General features: G+C 58.7%; 17 protein-coding genes and 1 rRNA gene. 10 read left to right on the forward strand and 8 right to left on the reverse strand.

Annotation, left to right across the window (positions count from 1 at the left end; translation table 11 throughout):
• Window positions 1–138 precede the first annotated feature (138 nt).
• The 5 genes from cadB to WA302_RS18680 all read left to right on the forward strand — a co-directional run bounded on the left by cadB (window position 139) and on the right by WA302_RS18680 (window position 6,932).
• A complete protein-coding gene (cadB, locus tag WA302_RS18660) occupies window positions 139–1,482 on the forward strand; it encodes a cadaverine/lysine antiporter (protein WP_025304021.1) in 1,344 nt (447 codons plus the stop codon).
• A 95-nt stretch (window positions 1,483–1,577) separates the two neighbouring features.
• Window positions 1,578–3,716, forward strand: a complete 2,139-nt coding sequence (gene cadA / locus WA302_RS18665) for a lysine decarboxylase CadA (protein ID WP_025304020.1) — start codon at window positions 1,578–1,580, stop codon at window positions 3,714–3,716.
• 68 nt (window positions 3,717–3,784) lie between these two features.
• Complete coding sequence (dtpD, locus tag WA302_RS18670; RefSeq protein WP_049203279.1) at window positions 3,785–5,230, forward strand: dipeptide permease DtpD; 1,446 nt, start codon at window positions 3,785–3,787, stop codon at window positions 5,228–5,230.
• Between the two features lie 56 nt (window positions 5,231–5,286).
• Window positions 5,287–6,618: a tRNA lysidine(34) synthetase TilS gene (gene tilS, locus WA302_RS18675; RefSeq protein ID WP_261456836.1), complete on the forward strand. Its 1,332-nt coding sequence runs from the start codon at window positions 5,287–5,289 to the stop codon at window positions 6,616–6,618.
• On the forward strand, window positions 6,618–6,932 hold the full coding sequence (locus tag WA302_RS18680; RefSeq protein WP_025304017.1) for a c-type cytochrome: 315 nt from the start codon (window positions 6,618–6,620) through the stop codon (window positions 6,930–6,932). Before tilS ends, WA302_RS18680 begins: the two co-directional genes overlap by 1 nt.
• Window positions 6,933–6,982: 50 nt before the next feature.
• On the opposite strand, the gene rof is transcribed toward WA302_RS18680, so the two are convergent.
• Window positions 6,983–7,246 (reverse strand): Rho-binding antiterminator, encoded by a 264-nt coding sequence (gene rof, locus WA302_RS18685; protein ID WP_004931991.1) that lies wholly within the window; start codon window positions 7,244–7,246, stop codon window positions 6,983–6,985.
• On the reverse strand, window positions 7,233–7,433 hold the full coding sequence (locus tag WA302_RS18690) for a YaeP family protein (protein WP_004931993.1): 201 nt from the start codon (window positions 7,431–7,433) through the stop codon (window positions 7,233–7,235). Before WA302_RS18690 ends, rof begins: the two co-directional genes overlap by 14 nt.
• A 213-nt stretch (window positions 7,434–7,646) precedes the next feature.
• Between WA302_RS18690 and WA302_RS18695 the strand changes: the two genes are divergently transcribed.
• Genes WA302_RS18695 through nlpE form a run of 3 tightly spaced genes read left to right on the forward strand, consistent with a single transcriptional unit; the run spans window position 7,647 to window position 9,325 of the window.
• Complete coding sequence (locus WA302_RS18695) at window positions 7,647–8,195, forward strand: YaeQ family protein (RefSeq protein WP_025304016.1); 549 nt, start codon at window positions 7,647–7,649, stop codon at window positions 8,193–8,195.
• 3 nt (window positions 8,196–8,198) lie between these two features.
• Window positions 8,199–8,612 (forward strand): alternative ribosome rescue aminoacyl-tRNA hydrolase ArfB, encoded by a 414-nt coding sequence (gene arfB / locus WA302_RS18700; RefSeq protein WP_261456837.1) that lies wholly within the window; start codon window positions 8,199–8,201, stop codon window positions 8,610–8,612.
• A gap of 29 nt (window positions 8,613–8,641) precedes the next feature.
• Window positions 8,642–9,325, forward strand: coding sequence for an envelope stress response activation lipoprotein NlpE (gene nlpE / locus WA302_RS18705; RefSeq protein ID WP_025304014.1), 684 nt, complete (start codon window positions 8,642–8,644; stop codon window positions 9,323–9,325).
• Between the two features lie 60 nt (window positions 9,326–9,385).
• On the opposite strand, the gene proS is transcribed toward nlpE, so the two are convergent.
• From proS to metN, 6 genes are all read right to left on the reverse strand, one after another.
• Complete coding sequence (gene proS / locus WA302_RS18710) at window positions 9,386–11,104, reverse strand: proline--tRNA ligase (RefSeq protein ID WP_025304013.1); 1,719 nt, start codon at window positions 11,102–11,104, stop codon at window positions 9,386–9,388.
• A gap of 112 nt (window positions 11,105–11,216) precedes the next feature.
• On the reverse strand, window positions 11,217–11,924 hold the full coding sequence (gene tsaA, locus WA302_RS18715) for a tRNA (N6-threonylcarbamoyladenosine(37)-N6)-methyltransferase TrmO (protein WP_336064653.1): 708 nt from the start codon (window positions 11,922–11,924) through the stop codon (window positions 11,217–11,219).
• Window positions 11,921–12,325, reverse strand: a complete 405-nt coding sequence (gene rcsF / locus WA302_RS18720; RefSeq protein WP_025304011.1) for an Rcs stress response system protein RcsF — start codon at window positions 12,323–12,325, stop codon at window positions 11,921–11,923. Before rcsF ends, tsaA begins: the two co-directional genes overlap by 4 nt.
• A 114-nt stretch (window positions 12,326–12,439) precedes the next feature.
• On the reverse strand, window positions 12,440–13,255 hold the full coding sequence (locus WA302_RS18725; protein WP_025304010.1) for a MetQ/NlpA family lipoprotein: 816 nt from the start codon (window positions 13,253–13,255) through the stop codon (window positions 12,440–12,442).
• A 39-nt stretch (window positions 13,256–13,294) separates the two neighbouring features.
• A complete protein-coding gene (locus tag WA302_RS18730; RefSeq protein WP_004932010.1) occupies window positions 13,295–13,948 on the reverse strand; it encodes a methionine ABC transporter permease MetI in 654 nt (217 codons plus the stop codon).
• Window positions 13,941–14,972, reverse strand: a complete 1,032-nt coding sequence (gene metN, locus WA302_RS18735) for a methionine ABC transporter ATP-binding protein MetN (protein WP_004932012.1) — start codon at window positions 14,970–14,972, stop codon at window positions 13,941–13,943. The genes WA302_RS18730 and metN overlap by 8 nt, the downstream gene beginning before the upstream one ends.
• 188 nt (window positions 14,973–15,160) lie before the next feature.
• Here metN and gmhB point away from each other — a divergent pair, with 188 nt between their 5' ends.
• Entirely contained in the window at window positions 15,161–15,724 is a 564-nt protein-coding gene (gene gmhB, locus WA302_RS18740) for a D-glycero-beta-D-manno-heptose 1,7-bisphosphate 7-phosphatase (protein WP_025304009.1), read from the forward strand.
• Between the two features lie 393 nt (window positions 15,725–16,117).
• Window positions 16,118–16,715 (forward strand): 16S ribosomal RNA (locus WA302_RS18745); the annotation flags it as partial.

Consider the following 16,715-nt stretch of genomic DNA (forward strand, 5'->3'; position numbering starts at 1 on the left):
GATCATGAGCGTAATCTCACTTTATCTTTAGGACTTTATTCCCCCCGATGGTTAGCATCCTGACTATCAAGCCGGCTCATTAAAATCTTTTATTTATGGGTGTGGCTTATAAGAAACGTAAATCAGGAGAAACTGACCATGGCTTCACCCAAGAAAATAGGGCTTATTGCCTGCACCGGCGTCGTCGCCGGCAATATGATGGGGAGCGGGATTGCCTTATTGCCCGCCAACCTGGCGAGTCTCGGATCCATCGCCATTTGGGGGTGGGTGATCTCGATTATCGGGGCGATGTCGCTGGCCTATGTGTATGCCCGTCTCGCCACCAAAAACCCGCAGCAGGGCGGCCCTATCGCCTACGCCGGTGAAATTTCCCCGGCCTTCGGTTTCCAGACCGGCGTGCTTTATTACCATGCCAACTGGATCGGTAACCTGGCCATCGGCATTACCGCCGTTTCTTATCTCTCCACCTTCTTCCCGGCGCTGAACAACCCGATACCTGCCGGTATCGCCTGTATCGCCATCGTGTGGGTCTTCACCTTCGTCAACATGCTGGGCGGAACCTGGGTCAGCCGTTTGACTACCCTGGGCCTGGTATTGGTGTTGATCCCGGTGATCGTGACCGCCACCCTCGGCTGGCACTGGTTTGACGCCGCCACCTACCAGGCTAACTGGAATACCTCCGGCACCACCGACAGCCATGCGGTCATCAAAAGTATTCTGCTGTGCCTGTGGGCGTTCATCGGCGTGGAATCCGCGGCGGTCAGCACCGGCATGGTGAAAAACCCGAAACGTACCGTGCCGCTGGCGACCATGCTCGGCACCGGCCTGGCGGGCATCATCTACATCGCCGCCACCCAGGTGATCAGCGGCATGTTCCCGGCGTCTGAAATGGCCGCCAGCGGCGCGCCGTTCGCCATCAGCGCCTCGGCGATTATGGGCAACTGGGCCGCACCGATGGTTTCCGCCTTCACCGCCTTCGCCTGCCTGACCTCACTCGGTTCGTGGATGATGCTGGTCGGCCAGGCCGGGGTGCGCGCCGCCAACGACGGCAACTTCCCGAAAGTGTACGGCGAGCTGGATAAAAACGGCATTCCGAAAAAAGGCCTGCTGCTGGCCGGCTGCAAAATGACCGCGCTGATGGTGCTGATCACCCTGATGAGCTCCGCCGGCGGCAAGGCTTCCGACCTGTTCGGCGAGCTGACCGGCATCGCGGTGCTGCTGACCATGCTGCCTTACTTCTATTCCTGCGTAGATCTGATCCGCTTCGAAGGGGTCAACGTGCGCAACCTGCTGAGCCTAATCGCTTCGGTGTGCGGCTGCGGCTTCTGCTTCATCGCGCTGATGGGCGCCAACTCATTCGAACTGTCCGGCACCTTTATCATCAGCCTGATTATCCTGATGTTCTACGCCCGGAAAATGAATACCCGCCAGGCTGCCAACGCAGCGGCGGTCGATGAAAACACCACGGCCAAAGCGCACTGATTCGCGTCCGCTGACCGACTGAATTTACCCAGCCCCTTTCTTTCCGACCTGTCAGCCGCGACGGGAAGGGGCTTGCTTTGCCAGGAGAAATGCATATGAACGTTATCGCCATCATGAATCACATGGGTGTCTACTTCAAAGAAGAGCCTATCCGTGAACTGCATCAGGCGCTGGAAAGTCTGGATTTCCGCATCGTTTACCCTAACGATCGCGAAGACCTGCTGAAACTGATCGAGAACAACGCCCGCCTGTGCGGGGTGATCTTCGACTGGGACAAATACAACCTGGAGCTGTGCGAAGAGATCAGCCAGCTGAACGAATACATGCCGCTGTACGCGTTCGCCAACACCTATTCCACGCTGGACGTCAGCCTGAACGATCTGCGCATGCAGGTGCGCTTCTTCGAGTATGCGCTTGGCGCGGCAACCGACATCGCCGCCAAGATCAAACAGAATACCGACGAATATATCGACACCATCCTGCCGCCGTTGACCAAGGCTCTGTTTAAATACGTGCGCGAAGGCAAATACACTTTCTGTACGCCGGGCCACATGGGCGGCACCGCGTTCCAGAAGAGCCCGGTGGGCAGCCTGTTCTACGATTTCTTCGGCCCGAACACCATGAAGTCGGATATTTCGATTTCGGTGTCCGAACTGGGGTCGCTGCTGGATCACTCCGGCCCGCACAAAGAGGCGGAGGAGTACATTTCCCGCGTGTTCAACGCCGAACGCAGCTACATGGTCACCAACGGCACCTCCACCGCCAACAAGATCGTCGGCATGTATTCGGCGCCGGCGGGCAGCACGGTGCTGATTGACCGTAACTGCCACAAGTCGCTGACTCACCTGATGATGATGAGCGACATCACGCCGATCTACTTCCGCCCGACCCGCAACGCCTACGGCATCCTCGGCGGCATTCCGCAGAGCGAGTTCCAGCGCGCCACCATCGCCAAGCGCGTGAAGGAGACCCCGAACGCCACCTGGCCGGTGCACGCGGTGATCACCAACTCCACCTATGACGGGCTGCTGTACAACACCGACTTTATCAAGAACACCCTGGACGTGAAGTCGATCCACTTCGATTCCGCCTGGGTGCCTTACACCAACTTCCACCCGATCTATAAAGGCAAGTGCGGCATGAGCGGCGGCCGCGTGGAGGGCAAGGTGATCTACGAAACCCAGTCCACCCACAAACTGCTGGCGGCCTTCTCGCAGGCTTCGATGATTCATGTGAAGGGTGACATCAACGAAGAAACCTTCAACGAAGCCTACATGATGCACACCACCACCTCGCCGCACTACGGCATCGTGGCGTCGACCGAAACCGCCGCGGCGATGATGAAAGGCAACGCCGGCAAGCGCCTGATCCACGGCTCTATCGAGCGCGCGATCAAGTTCCGCAAAGAGATTAAACGCCTGAAAGTCGAGTCCGACGGCTGGTTCTTCGACGTCTGGCAGCCGGAGCATATCGATGAGCCGGAATGCTGGCCGCTGCGCTCCGACAGCGCCTGGCACGGTTTCAAGAACATCGACAACGAACACATGTATCTGGACCCGATCAAGGTCACCATTCTGACGCCGGGGATGAGCAAGGAAGGCGAGATGCAGCCGTTCGGTATCCCGGCCAGCATCGTGGCGAAATACCTCGACGAACGCGGCATCATCGTCGAGAAAACCGGGCCGTACAACCTGCTGTTCCTGTTCAGCATCGGCATCGACAAAACCAAGGCGCTCAGCCTGCTGCGCGCGATGACCGACTTCAAACGCTCGTTCGATCTGAACCTGCGGGTGAAAAACATGCTGCCTTCGCTGTATCACGAAGCGCCTGATTTCTATGAAAACATGCGCATTCAGGATCTGGCGCAGAACATTCACCGCCTGGTGGAGCAGCACAACCTGCCGGACCTGATGTACCGCGCGTTCGAAGTGCTGCCAACCATGGTGATGAATCCGTACCAGGCGTTCCAGAAAGAGCTGCACGGCGAAGTGGAAGAGGTCTATCTGGAAGAGATGGTCGGCAAGGTCAACGCCAACATGATCCTCCCATACCCGCCGGGCGTGCCGCTGGTGATGCCGGGCGAAATGCTGACCGAAGAGAGCCGGCCGGTGCTGGAGTTCCTGCAGATGCTGTGCGAAATCGGCGCGCATTATCCGGGCTTTGAAACCGACATTCACGGCGCCTATCGTCAGGCGGACGGACGTTATCGGGTGAAAGTGCTGAAGGCGAAATAACCGCAGCCAATAAGAGGGGAGGCGCTCGCGCTTCCCCTTTGCCGTTCACCGACTGATGGGAGACCTCCATGAAAACACCCTCACAGCCGCGCGCAATCTACTATGTCGTAGCGATACAAATTTGGGAATATTTCAGCTTTTACGGCATGCGTGCGTTACTGATCCTCTATCTGACCCACCAACTCGGCTATACCGACAGCCACGCCATCGATCTCTACAGCGCTTACGCTTCGTTAGTTTACGTCACTCCTATTCTTGGCGGCTGGCTCGCCGACCGCCTGCTGGGCAACCGCGTCGCGGTGATCGCCGGCGCGGCGCTGATGACCCTGGGGCATATCGTGCTTGGCCTGAGCGCGGTCTCCGCCCAGTCGCTCTATCTGGCGCTGGCCATCATCATCTGTGGCTATGGCCTGTTCAAATCCAATATCAGCTGCCTGCTGGGCGAGCTGTATCCGGCGCAGGACTCGCGCCGCGAAGGGGGCTTCTCGCTGCTGTACGCCGCCGGCAACGTCGGGTCTATTCTGGCGCCGATTGCCTGCGGGTTGGCAGCTGAGCGCTATGGCTGGCACGTCGGCTTTGCATTGGCCGGGATCGGCATGTTCGCCGGCCTGGTGATTTTCCTGCTCGGCGGGCGCCACTTCCGCCACACGCGTGGCGTGAATGTACCGCTGATGCGCGCCAGAAGCCTGGGCCTGCCGCACTGGGGTTGGCTGCTGGTGGTGCTGCTGGCGTCGCCGCTGTTCTTCACGCTGCTGTTTGAACGTGGCTGGGCCGGCTATTTGCTCGGGTTGGTGTGCGTGGCGGCGGTGGTGCTGGTGGCACGCATTATGCTGCGCGCGGACACCGGCCAGCGCCGGGGGCTGTGGCAGATCGTTGTGCTGATGCTGCTAGGCACGCTGTTCTGGGCCTTTGCCCAGCAGGGCGGCAGCTCCATCAGCCTGTTTATCGATCATTTCGTTGACCGGCGCTGGTTCGGCTGGACGGTGCCGACCGCCTTGTTCCAGTCGGTTAACGCCTGTGCGGTGATGCTGGGCGGCGTGGCGCTGGCCTGGCTGGCGAGTGGCGATGGCGACCGCACGCTGCGCATCTGGTGCAAGTTCGCCTTCGGTCTGCTGTTGATCGGCGTCGGCTTTACGCTGATGGCGCTTAATACCCGGCTGCACGGGCCGGGATCGATGGGGCTGATGATCGCCGGTTTGGCGGTGATGGGCTTTGCCGAACTGTTTATCGATCCAGTGGCGATGGCGCAGATCACCCGGCTGAATATCCCCGGCGCCACCGGCGTGTTGACCGGCATCTATATGTTGGCGACCGGTTCGATCGCCAACTATCTGGCGGGCATCATCGCCAATCAGACCGCCGAAGATCACATAGAGGGGGCGGCGATGCAGGCGTATGGCCGCATTTTCGCCCAGATCGGCTGGGGAGCGGCCGGATGTGCGCTGGCGGTGATCGCGGTGCTGGGCGGCTGGTGGCTGCTGACGCGACGCCAGGCCCGGACGGTTAATGCTTGATTGATGGCGGTAGGCGGGGTTAACGTGCAGCTATGTAGAAGTGACAAAGCCTACCGATGGATACTGATCAATTAACGACGCAGGTGGCGGACCAGCTGGGCGCGCAGCAGCGGCTGCTGGTGGCGTTCAGCGGCGGCCTGGATTCCAGCGTGCTGCTGCATCTGCTGGCGGCGTTGCGCCGCCAACGTCCGGCGCTGCAGCTGCGTGCGCTGCACGTGCATCATGGCCTGAGCGCCTTTGCCGACCGTTGGGTTGAGCATTGCCGCAGCCGGTGTGCCGACTGGCAGATCCCGCTGACGGTGACGCACGTGCAGGTAGATGCCCGCCAGGGCGGCATCGAAGCGGCGGCGCGTGCGGCGCGCTATGCCGCCTTCAGCGCAGCATTGGCGGAGGGCGAAGCGCTGCTCACCGCCCAACACCTTGACGATCAAAGCGAAACCTTCCTGTTGGCGCTCAAGCGCGGCAGCGGGCCGGCGGGGTTGTCGGCGATGGCGGCGCGCGCCACGCTGGGCGAGCACCTGCTGTTGCGGCCGCTGCTGGGCTGCTCGCGTCAAACGCTGGAAAATTACGCGCAACGCCACGGCTTGGCCTGGATAGACGACGACAGCAATCAGGACACGCGCTTCGATCGCAATTTCCTGCGGTTGCAGGTGTTGCCGCAGCTCAATCAACGTTGGCCGCACTTCGCCTCGGCGGTGGCGCGCAGCGCCAGCCTGTGCGCCGAACAGGAACAATTGTTGGACGAGCTGCTGGCGGAACCGCTGCAAAGCCTGTTGGCGGCGGATCGCTCATTGGCGATCGACGGTTTGACGGCCTGTTCGCCGGTGCGGCGCTTCGCTCTGTTGCGGCGCTGGATCGCATTGTTCAACGTCACCATGCCGGCGCGTGAGCAGTTGCAGCGTCTGTGGGATGAGGTGGCGCTCAGCCGGGAAGATGCCGAACCGCAGCTGCAGCTCGGCGCCTATCAGATCCGCCGTTTCCGCGGCCGATTGCACCTGTTGCCGCCGCTGGCGGCGCTGCGCGATGTGCATCTGCCCTGGCAGCCTGACCAGCCGCTGACGTTGCCGGACGGGCTGGGGCAGTTGGTTGCCGGTGAGGGCGATCTGGCGCTGCGCGCACCGCAGCCATCGCAGCAGATTAGCATTCGTTTCGGCGGCTTACAGGGCGCGGTGCGCATCGTGGGGCGCGTCCATTCGCGGCCGATAAAAAAACTGTGGCAGGAGCTGGGTATTCCTCCCTGGCAGCGTGAACGCATCCCGTTGATTTATTATGATGAGCAGCTGATCGCCGCGCTGGGCGTATTCGTCTGTGAGGCGGGGCAGGTGCCGGAAGGCGAACGCCCGTGGCGGCTGCGCTGGGAAAAAAATCATAATCGTGAGGATCAATGATGAAGTTTGTGGAAATCGCGCTGTTGGCTGCCGGCCTGTTCAGCCTGCCGGCGTTGGCGGCGGGAGATGCGGCGGCCGGCCAGGCCAAAGCCGCCGCCTGTGCGGCCTGCCACGGCGCGCAGGGCAAGGTGACGGTGCCGATGTACCCGAATCTGGCCGGGCAGAATGCCATGTACCTGCAGCACGCATTGCAGGCGTACAAGAAAGGGGAACGCAACGGCGGCCAGGCCGAGGTGATGAAGGCCTACGTGTCGGGGCTGTCGGATGACGATATCGCCGATCTGGCGGCCTATTACGCCAGCCTGAAGCCCTAAATGACGAGGGCAGCCGTTGGGCTGCCCTGTTGGGATGGGGTTACCGCTGCTCAGTCCGACAGGCTGACGACCACGGTACCGATTTCCGGATGACTGAAACTGCTGATATGGTCCAGACGCAGGTCGCGCTGCTGGCCGTTCTGTTCGATGGTCAGATACTCAACGCGTTTCTTTTGCAGCAGGTCGATCGCCTTGGCCTCGATCACTTCTCCGTCGCGTAACTCCAGCTTCAGAATAAGTTTATGCTGACAGGCGAGTTCCAGGTTGTCGTAGTCATCGCAATTGATGGGTTGGTACTCATCATTCATCAACATAGTCGCTCACCAATAAGTTAGCGGCGGCAAAGGCCGCCTGTTCCCTAACGGAGGACGGTAGCGCATCGTTCGCTGCGACATCGTCCAATGCCTTTAACGCACAAGCCAGCGCATCAGGCACGTAGCCAAGATCTCCACTGCCAATCTCGGCGTAAGTACGGCGTACTAACTCACAGTATTGTTGCACAGTTTCCTCCCTTAAGAACCTCTGCATCATCAAGACTACTATCGCGATGAGGCGCAGGCTCTCGGAGTTTTATCCTATCCTAGACGACTATAGCACAGCTGTTATGGAGTTATCAGCACCCCGGCACGCCTTTCGCACTGCCGTGGCCTGGCCGCGCTGGCGGGGTTTGGCCCTGATCAAGTACACTGTCGCCGGATAATAACGAGGTCACCCATGGCGCTGAAAGCAACCATTTATAAAGCCGCGGTCAATATTGCTGATATGGATCGTCACTTCTACCACGACGCCACGCTGACGCTGGCGCAACACCCGTCCGAAAATGAGCAGCGCATGATGCTGCGCCTGTTGGCCTGGATCTGTCATGCCGACGAGCGGTTGGTGTTCACCAAAGGGCTGAGCGCCGACGACGAGCCGGAGATCTGGCAGCGCAACGACCACAACGGGCTGGAAATGTGGATCGAGATGGGATTACCCGACGAAAAACGCATCCGCAAGGCCTGCAACCAGTCGCCGCGCGTGGTGTTGTACGCTTACGGCGAGCGCGCTGCGCACGTGTGGTGGCAGGGAATGCAGGGTAAGGTGGCCGGCTACAAGAACCTGAGCGTGCGTTTCCTTGACGACGAGCAGTTGGCGCGCCTGACGGCATTGGCCAGCCGCACCATGACGCTGCAGGCAACGCTGCAGGAGGGAACTATTTGGCTGTCCGATGCTCAGAATAGTCTGGAAATCCAGTTTGCCGAGTGGCAGCAGGCACAGGTGTAACCGGTGCTGGAACTGTCAAGAAACGTAGCCATACCGGATAATGAACTGGAATTGACGGCGATCCGCGCACAGGGCGCGGGCGGCCAGCACGTGAACAAAACCTCAACGGCGATCCATTTGCGCTTTGACATCCGGGCATCCAGCCTGCCAGAGTATTATAAGGAAAGGCTGCTGGCGCTGAATCATCATCTCATTACCGCTGATGGCGTAGTGATTATCAAGGCGCAAGAGTATCGCAGTCAGGAATTGAATCGCGAAGCGGCGTTGGCCAGGTTGGTCGCGCTGATTCAGCAGGCGATGGTGATGGAAAAAACGCGCAAGGCGACCAAGCCGACGAAAGGGGCGAAACTGCGTCGCCTGGAAGGCAAGACGCGTAAAGGCGCCACCAAGGCGCTGCGTGGCAAGGTTCGCACTTAGGAATACATGAACACAGTAGGAGAATAACTGTGAAGAAAATTACGGTAGCCCTGTTCTTGGCGGCAGGCGCACTCTCGTTGTTGGGATGCAACAATCATTATCAGCCGAAGGAACAACCGCTGCAGGCGATGCCGCAGAGTTATCAAGGATTGTTGCCTTGCGCCGATTGCGGCGGGCTGGATACGGCGCTGTTCCTGGATGAGGACGGCACCTTTGTTCTGCAGGAAACCTATCGCGGCACCAAAGACGGCGATCAGACCTTTGCCGACTACGGCAAATGGGCGCGCACTGCGGATAAGCTGGTGCTGACCGACAGCACCGGTGAAAAACGTTACTTCCGTCCGGTGGGCAAGAGCCTGGAGATGCTGGATCGCAGCGGCGCGCCGATCGCCTCCAAGCTGAACTATCGCCTGGAGCCGATTGAAAAACCGTTGCCTAAAACGCCGATGGTGATGAAAGGCAGTTACACCTATATGGCGGATGCGGCAGTCTTCAAGGACTGCGCTACCGGCATCACGTTCCCGGTGGATAACAGCATCGCGCTGGAGCAAGGTTACGCCAAAGCCAACAAAAATGCCGGCGAGCCGGTGTTCCTGACCTTCAATGCGCATTTCAGCGTGCAGCCATCGATGGAAGAAGGGCAGATAGAGAAGGCGGTGGTACCGGACGGCAAAATCGCGTTCGACCGCAGCAAAAACTGCAGCAGCAAGTAAGCGTTTTCGGATATAAAAAAACCCGCCTAGGCGGGTTTTTTATTTTCTGGCGTTCGTCGCTCAGCGTTTGATCTGGCCCAGCAGGAAATCAACGATTTCGCCGGTTTTGATCATTTGCTTCTCGCCGACGCGGCGGTTCTTGTACTCGATCTCTTCGTTGTCGAGGTTACGGTCACCGATAACGATAGAGTGCGGCACGCCGATCAGTTCCATATCCGCGAACATCACGCCCGGACGCTCTTTGCGGTCATCGAGGATCACGTCGATGCCATGGGAGCGCAGGGTGTTGTACAGCTCTTCGGCGAGCGCCTGCACGCGGAACGACTTGTGCATGTTCATCGGCAGAATAGCGACCTGGAACGGCGCGATAGCGTCCGGCCAGATGATGCCGCGTTCGTCGTGGTTCTGCTCGATGGCGGCGGCCACAACGCGCGTGACCCCGATGCCGTAGCAACCCATGGTCAGTACCTGGTTACGGCCATCTTCGCCTTGCACGGTCGCTTTCATCGCTTCCGAATACTTGGTGCCGAGCTGGAAGATATGGCCCACTTCGATGCCACGTTTGATCAGCAGCGTACCCTGACCGTCCGGGCTGGCGTCGCCTTCCACCACGTTACGGATATCGGCCACCTGCGGCAGCGGCAGATCGCGCTCCCAGTTGATGCCGAAGTAGTGTTTGCCGTCAACGTTGGCGCCGGCGCCAAAGTCGCTCATCGCCGCCACGCTGCGGTCAGCTACCACCGGCATCGGCAGGTTGACCGGGCCGAGTGAACCCGGGCCGGCACCGACGATGGCGCGAATTTCTTCTTCGGTGGCAAAGGTCAGCGGCGTGGCAACCTGCGCCAGCTTCTCTGCCTTGACTTCGTTCAGCTCGTGATCGCCGCGCACCAGCAGAGCGACCAGCTTGTGGCCGCTCTCTTCGGTGGCGCGTACCATCAGCGTCTTCACGGTTTTTTCCACTGGCAGCGCGAATTGCTCGACCAGCTCGGCGATGGTTTTTGCGTTCGGGGTATCTACCAGGCGCAGCGCTTCGCTGGCTGCCGCGCGCGGAGCCGCCGGCGCGACCGCTTCCGCCAGCTCGATGTTGGCGGCGAAGTCGGAACCGGTGGAGAACACGATATCGTCTTCACCGCTGTCTGCCAGCACCTGGAATTCGTGCGACGCACTGCCGCCGATCGAGCCGGTATCGGCCTGCACCGGGCGGAAATCCAGGCCCATGCGGCTGAAGATTTTGCTGTACGCTTCGTACATCGCGTCGTAAGTCTCCTGCAGAGACTCCTGCGAGGTATGGAAGGAGTAGGCATCCTTCATCAGGAACTCACGGGAACGCATCACGCCGAAACGTGGGCGCACTTCATCACGGAACTTGGTCTGGATCTGGAAGAAGTTCAGCGGCAGCTGCTTGTACGAGCTGATCTCGTTGCGGATCAGATCGGTAATCACTTCTTCATGCGTCGGGCCCAGCACGAAAGGACGGTCACCGCGGTCGACGAAGCGCAGCAGCTCGGGGCCGTATTGCTCCCAACGGCCGCTTTCCTGCCACAGGTCGGCAGGCTGAACCACCGGCATGGACACTTCGATCGCATTAGCATTGTTCATTTCTTCGCGAACGATGTTTTCAACCTTTTTCAGAACGCGCAGGCCGGTCGGCAGCCAGGTATAAAGACCGGAGGCCAGCTTGCGGATCATCCCGGCGCGCAGCATCAGCTGGTGGCTGATCACTTCGGCGTCGGCAGGTGTCTCCTTCAGAGTGGAGAGCAGATATTGGCTAGTACGCATGGTGTTTTGGTTCCGTTAGAACTGCAAATTGCATCGGGCTGCCAGAGTGGCGGCCAAAAAGTGATTTAGTTTACCAGCGCGAGCGGGTCGCCAAAAGAGAGGCGGCGGAATTTTAACGCGGGTCGAGCGACAGCACTTCGGTGTGGCCGTCTACGACGCGCCAGCGCACGTTGAAATCCAGCAGCCAGACGGCGTAATCCCGTTCGACGTCCTCTCCTTTACGATAGGCGGGACGGGGGTCCTGTGCCAGCACCTGGCTGATAAAACGCCTTAATTGCGGGTAGTGCGCCTGATGTTGCTGCAGCTGCTGTTCCGCCTGCGGCGCGAAACGCACCGGCATATCGCCGGCGGGCGCGGCCTGGGCAAAGCCGGCGCGGGCCTGCGGTTGGCTCTCGGCGAACGGCAGATAAGGCTTGATGTCCACCACCGGGGTACCGTCGACCAGATCGAGGCTGCCCAGTTCCAGCGCCACTTCCCCGTTTTTCACCCGTACGCCTTTGAGCTCAATGAGCGACATGCCGAGCGGGTTGGGGCGGAAGGTGGAGCGGGTGGCGAACACGCCCATGCGGGCATTGCCGCCTAAACGCGGTGGGCGTACCGTCGGGCGCCAGCCGCCTTCCATGGTTTGATGGAAAATGAACATCACCCACAGATGGCTGAAATCGCTGAGACCGCGAACCGCTTCCGCCTGGTTGTAGGGCGGTAGCAACAGCAGTTCGCCGCCACCGTCTTCGACCAGCCCAGGTTGGCGGGGCACGGCGAATTTCTCTTTATACGGCGAGCGGATCACGCCGATCTGCTCGAAAACGAATTCGGTCATTTGGACGAGACGTTAAGCGCCGAGCCCTGGCAGACGGCCTGCTGATAACAACCGGCGACGCCGCTGACAATCTGGCAGTCGTGCAGCAGCACGGCGTTGGCCTTCATGTAAGACGCGCGGATTTGCATGCGTTTACGGGCGGTAGCCAGATTCGGTGGGGAGTCTTGTACGGTGGTTTGGCACGATTCGCCGGACACTTCACCCAGATCGCGGAACGGTTTACCCACGAGTTCTTCTGCACTTTTATACAGTTTTACCGGAGCGGGGCGGGCGGCCGGCGTGGTCTTGGCCGGGGCGGTCGTGGTCGGCTTGCTGGTGCTGTTTGTTGAGGATGGCGCGATACGTTGCGATGAACATCCGGCCAGCGCGAGCGCTAACAAACAGAGAGGTAAAACACGCATTGAGATTCCTCTGCCTTAATGAAAGTGGCGCTATTGAAGCAATCTATGGCGGAAATAACAAGACGGGCCTTGGCCCGTCTTGCAATTATAGGAATAAAATTGGCGAATAAGCGCTTACCAGCCTTTCACCGCACCGCCGTTGAAGATTTTGTTGGCGGCGGCGTCAACTTCGTCAGACTGATAGGCCTGCACGAATTTCTTCACGTTTTCCGCATCTTTGTTATCTTCGCGCGCAACCAGCAGGTTGACGTAAGGCGAGTCTTTATCTTCCACGAACAGACCGTCTTTCGCCGGCGTTAGGCCGATCTGGCTGGCGTAGGTGGTATTGATCACCGCCAGCGCGATCTGCTGATCGTCCAGAGAACGTGGCAGCTGAGGCGCTTCCAGCTCAACCAGCTTCAGGTTTTTCGGGTTCTCGGTCACGTCCAGCACGGTCGGCAGCAGGCCAACGCCGTCTTTCAGTTTGATCAGGCCGACTTTCTGCAGCAGCAGCAGCGAGCGGCCCAGGTTGGTCGGATCGTTAGGCAGTGCGATCTGAGAACCTTCTTTCAGCTCGTCCAGCGATTTGATTTTCTTGGAGTAACCGGCGATCGGGTAAACAAAGGTGCTGCCGACCGGCACCAGCTTGTAGCCGCGATCTTTGATCTGCTGATCCAGATAAGGCTTGTGCTGGAAGGCGTTCAGGTCGATATCGCCTTTGCTCAGCGCTTCGTTTGGCAGCACGTAATCGTTGAAGGTGACCAGCTCGACGTCCAGACCGTATTTCTCTTTCGCCACTTTCTGCGCCACTTCAGCCACTTGCTGCTCTGCGCCGACGATCACGCCGACCTTGATGTGGTTTGGATTCTTTTCATCCTGGCCACAGCCCGCCAGAGCCAGAGTGCCGATCAGTGCGCCAATTGTCGCGATGGATTTAAATGTTAACGACATATCCCTTCCTCATTAGACTCGCATTAATATGCTGTGAAACTATTTATGGGTAACGGCTTTGACGATGCGATCGCCGCAGAATTGGATCAGATAAACCAAAACTACCAGTAATACTAATACGGTATTCATAACTGTGGCGTTATAACCGATATAACCGTATTGGTAACCGATTTGGCCCAGACCGCCGGCACCGACCGCGCCGCCCATGGCGGAGTAACCCACCAGGGTGATCAGGGTGATGGTCGCGGCGTTGACCAGGCCCGGTAGGGCTTCCGGCAGCAACACTTTCTTAATGATCTGCATCGGCGTGGCGCCCATGGCGCGCGCCGCTTCCACCAGACCGGACGGGATCTCCAGCAGGGCGTTTTCCACCATGCGCGCGATGAACGGCGCGGCGCCCACGGTCAACGGCACGATGGCCGCCTGAAGACCGATCGAGGTACCGACGATCATGCGGGTAAAAGGAATCATCCAAACCAACAGGATAATGAACGGGATGGAACGGAAGATGTTCACCAGCCCGGACAGGATCTTATACAGCGAATTGTTGGCGATGATCTGCCCCGGGCGGGTCACATACAGCAGCACGCCGACCGGCAGGCCGAGCACGAAACCGAAGAAGCCGGAGACAAAGGTCATCATGACGGTTTCCCACACGCCACGTGCCATCAACCACATCATTGCCTCAGACATAACCCAGAACCTCTACTTTTACCTGATTTTCTTGCAGGAACTTAATCGTCGCCAGCGCGTCTTCGTCGCTGCCGTGCAGCTCCGCCAGCATCACGCCGAATTTCACGCCGCCGGCATAATCCATCTGGGCGCTGATAATGTTGTTGTTCACGTTGAAGCGGCGAGCGGCTTCAGACAGCAGCGGCGCATCGACCGACTGGCCGGTGAATTCCAGGCGCAGCAGCGGCTGACGGTCGCCCTGGCGCTCCGGCGACAGGCGCGCGGCGTAGTCGTCCGGAATATCCAGATGCAGCGTGGACTGAATGAACTGTTGGGCCAGCGGGGTTTTCGGGTGTGAGAACACTTCGCTGACGCTGTCTTTTTCGATCAGTTGCCCCTGGCTGATGACCGCGACCTGGTCGCAGATGCGTTTCACCACGTCCATTTCATGGGTGATGAGCAGAATGGTCAGGCCCAGACGGCGGTTGATGTCTTTCAGCAGTTCCAGGATGGAACGGGTGGTGGCCGGATCCAGCGCGCTGGTGGCTTCGTCGCACAGCAGCACTTTGGGGTTACTGGCCAGCGCGCGCGCGATCGCCACGCGCTGTTTCTGGCCGCCGGACAGGTTGGCCGGATAGGCGTCGTGTTTGTCCGCCAGGCCGACCAGCTCCAGCAGTTCGGTCACGCGCTTTTTGATCTCGGCGCGCGGCGTATTGTCCAGCTCCAGCGGCAGCGCGACGTTGCCGAACACCGTGCGGGAAGAGAGCAGGTTGAAGTGCTGGAAGATCATGCCGATTTGGCGACGGGCGCGCGTCAGTTCGCTTTCCGACAGCGAAGTCAGATCCTGACCGTCGACCAGGACCTGGCCGGACGTAGGGCGCTCAAGCATGTTGGCGCAGCGAATCAGCGTGCTTTTACCGGCGCCGGAAGACCCGATAACGCCATAGATTTGCCCGGCAGGGACGTGAAGGGTCACGTCAGAGAGCGCGGTAATGGTGCGCGAACCCTGCTGGAACACTTTAGTGATGTTAGAAAGTTTAATCATATTCTTCTTATTTTAGCGTGGTTGCCCGTGGCTAGATAAAAGTAAACCTCGGCGTGGAACCAAGGTATGGATCAGATGTTAAGGCGTCTAGACGTCTAAGTCAACGGCCAGCGACGTTCTCCGGCGTTCTCAGTGCGGGGTAAAACATGCGATACTGTCAGCGTATTCAGCCCCTCAGGAGCAAAGCGGTGACACAAAGCGTTCCAGCAATTTTTCTCGATCGTGACGGTACGATTAATGTTGACCATGGTTATGTCCATGAAATCGACAATTTCCACTTTATTGACGGCGTGATTGACGCCTGTCGCGAACTTAAAAAGATGGGCTTCGCGTTGGTGATGGTGACCAACCAGTCCGGCATTGCGCGCGGCAAGTTCAGCGAAGACCAGTTTATGTACCTGACCGAGTGGATGGACTGGTCGCTGGCCGATCGCGATGTCGACTTCGACGGCATCTATTTCTGCCCGCATCATCCGGAGGCGGCAGTAGAGGAGTATCGTCAGGTGTGCGACTGCCGTAAACCGCAGCCGGGCATGCTGTTGCAAGCGCAGCAGGAATTGAACATCGATATGGCCGCTTCTTATATGGTGGGGGATAAACCGGAAGACATGCAGGCGGCGATCGCGGCCGGCGTCGGCACCAAGGTGCTGGTGCGTACCGGCAAGCCGGTGACGGAGCAGGGCGAAAAGCTGGCCGATTGGGTGCTAAATAGCCTGGCGGACCTGCCTGCAGCCATCAAAAAGCGGGTTTAATAGGCGTTACGAATGAATAGTGAGCGGTCAGATAAAAAATGCATATTAACGCTTGTCATTCTGAACCGGCTCCCTATAATGCGCCTCCATCGACACGGAACATGTGAACAACTTCACAGAGTATCCGGGGGTCGCAGAGAAAAAATCCTGAAAATTAGGGTTGACTCTGAAAGAGGAAAGCGTAATATACGCCACCTCGAGTTAGCAAGCGAAAGCGCCTAACTCACTGCTCTTTAACAATTTATCAGACAATCTGTGTGGGCACTCCACAAGACGATATCCAGCATCTTCGGATGCAAAAAAATATCAAGTCTTGAAGAGTGACTAACTGAAGTAAAATTCATGCAGTAAATCTTTGAGCATCGCTTCTCGAGTGGAAGCAAATCAAGCTTTTAATTGAAGAGTTTGATCATGGCTCAGATTGAACGCTGGCGGCAGGCTTAACACATGCAAGTCGAGCGGTAGCACAAGGGAGCTTGCTCCCTGGGTGACGAGCGGCGGACGGGTGAGTAATGTCTGGGAAACTGCCTGATGGAGGGGGATAACTACTGGAAACGGTAGCTAATACCGCATAACGTCGCAAGACCAAAGAGGGGGACCTTCGGGCCTCTTGCCATCAGATGTGCCCAGATGGGATTAGCTAGTAGGTGGGGTAATGGCTCACCTAGGCGACGATCCCTAGCTGGTCTGAGAGGATGACCAGCCACACTGGAACTGAGACACGGTCCAGACTCCTACGGGAGGCAGCAGTGGGGAATATTGCACAATGGGCGCAAGCCTGATGCAGCCATGCCGCGTGTGTGAAGAAGGCCTTCGGGTTGTAAAGCACTTTCAGCGAGGAGGAAGGTGGTGAGCTTAATACGTTCATCAATTGACGTTACTCGCAGAAGAAGCACCGGCTAACTCCGTGCCAGCAGCCGCGGTAATACGGAGGGTGCAAGCGTTAATCGGAATTACTGGGCGTAAAGCGCACGCAGGCGGTTTGTTAAGT

The sequence above is a fragment of the Serratia sp. 201 genome, assembly GCF_037027545.1.
Lineage (GTDB): Bacteria > Pseudomonadota > Gammaproteobacteria > Enterobacterales > Enterobacteriaceae > Serratia > Serratia bockelmannii.

Excerpts from the sequence above, each read along its gene's own strand:
- rcsF (WP_025304011.1), bottom strand. The coding sequence starts at position 12,325 with ATGCGTGTTTTACCTCTCTGTTTGTTAGCGCTCGCGCTGGCCGGATGT.
- WA302_RS18695 (WP_025304016.1), top strand. The coding sequence starts at position 7,647 with ATGGCGCTGAAAGCAACCATTTATAAAGCCGCGGTCAATATTGCTGAT.
- tilS (WP_261456836.1), top strand. The coding sequence starts at position 5,287 with ATGGATACTGATCAATTAACGACGCAGGTGGCGGACCAGCTGGGCGCG.
- cadB (WP_025304021.1), top strand. The coding sequence starts at position 139 with ATGGCTTCACCCAAGAAAATAGGGCTTATTGCCTGCACCGGCGTCGTC.
- rof (WP_004931991.1), bottom strand. The coding sequence starts at position 7,246 with ATGTTGATGAATGATGAGTACCAACCCATCAATTGCGATGACTACGAC.
- dtpD (WP_049203279.1), top strand. The coding sequence starts at position 3,785 with ATGAAAACACCCTCACAGCCGCGCGCAATCTACTATGTCGTAGCGATA.
- WA302_RS18680 (WP_025304017.1), top strand. The coding sequence starts at position 6,618 with ATGAAGTTTGTGGAAATCGCGCTGTTGGCTGCCGGCCTGTTCAGCCTG.
- WA302_RS18725 (WP_025304010.1), bottom strand. The coding sequence starts at position 13,255 with ATGTCGTTAACATTTAAATCCATCGCGACAATTGGCGCACTGATCGGC.
- WA302_RS18730 (WP_004932010.1), bottom strand. The coding sequence starts at position 13,948 with ATGTCTGAGGCAATGATGTGGTTGATGGCACGTGGCGTGTGGGAAACC.
- proS (WP_025304013.1), bottom strand. The coding sequence starts at position 11,104 with ATGCGTACTAGCCAATATCTGCTCTCCACTCTGAAGGAGACACCTGCC.
- cadA (WP_025304020.1), top strand. The coding sequence starts at position 1,578 with ATGAACGTTATCGCCATCATGAATCACATGGGTGTCTACTTCAAAGAA.
- tsaA (WP_336064653.1), bottom strand. The coding sequence starts at position 11,924 with ATGACCGAATTCGTTTTCGAGCAGATCGGCGTGATCCGCTCGCCGTAT.
- metN (WP_004932012.1), bottom strand. The coding sequence starts at position 14,972 with ATGATTAAACTTTCTAACATCACTAAAGTGTTCCAGCAGGGTTCGCGC.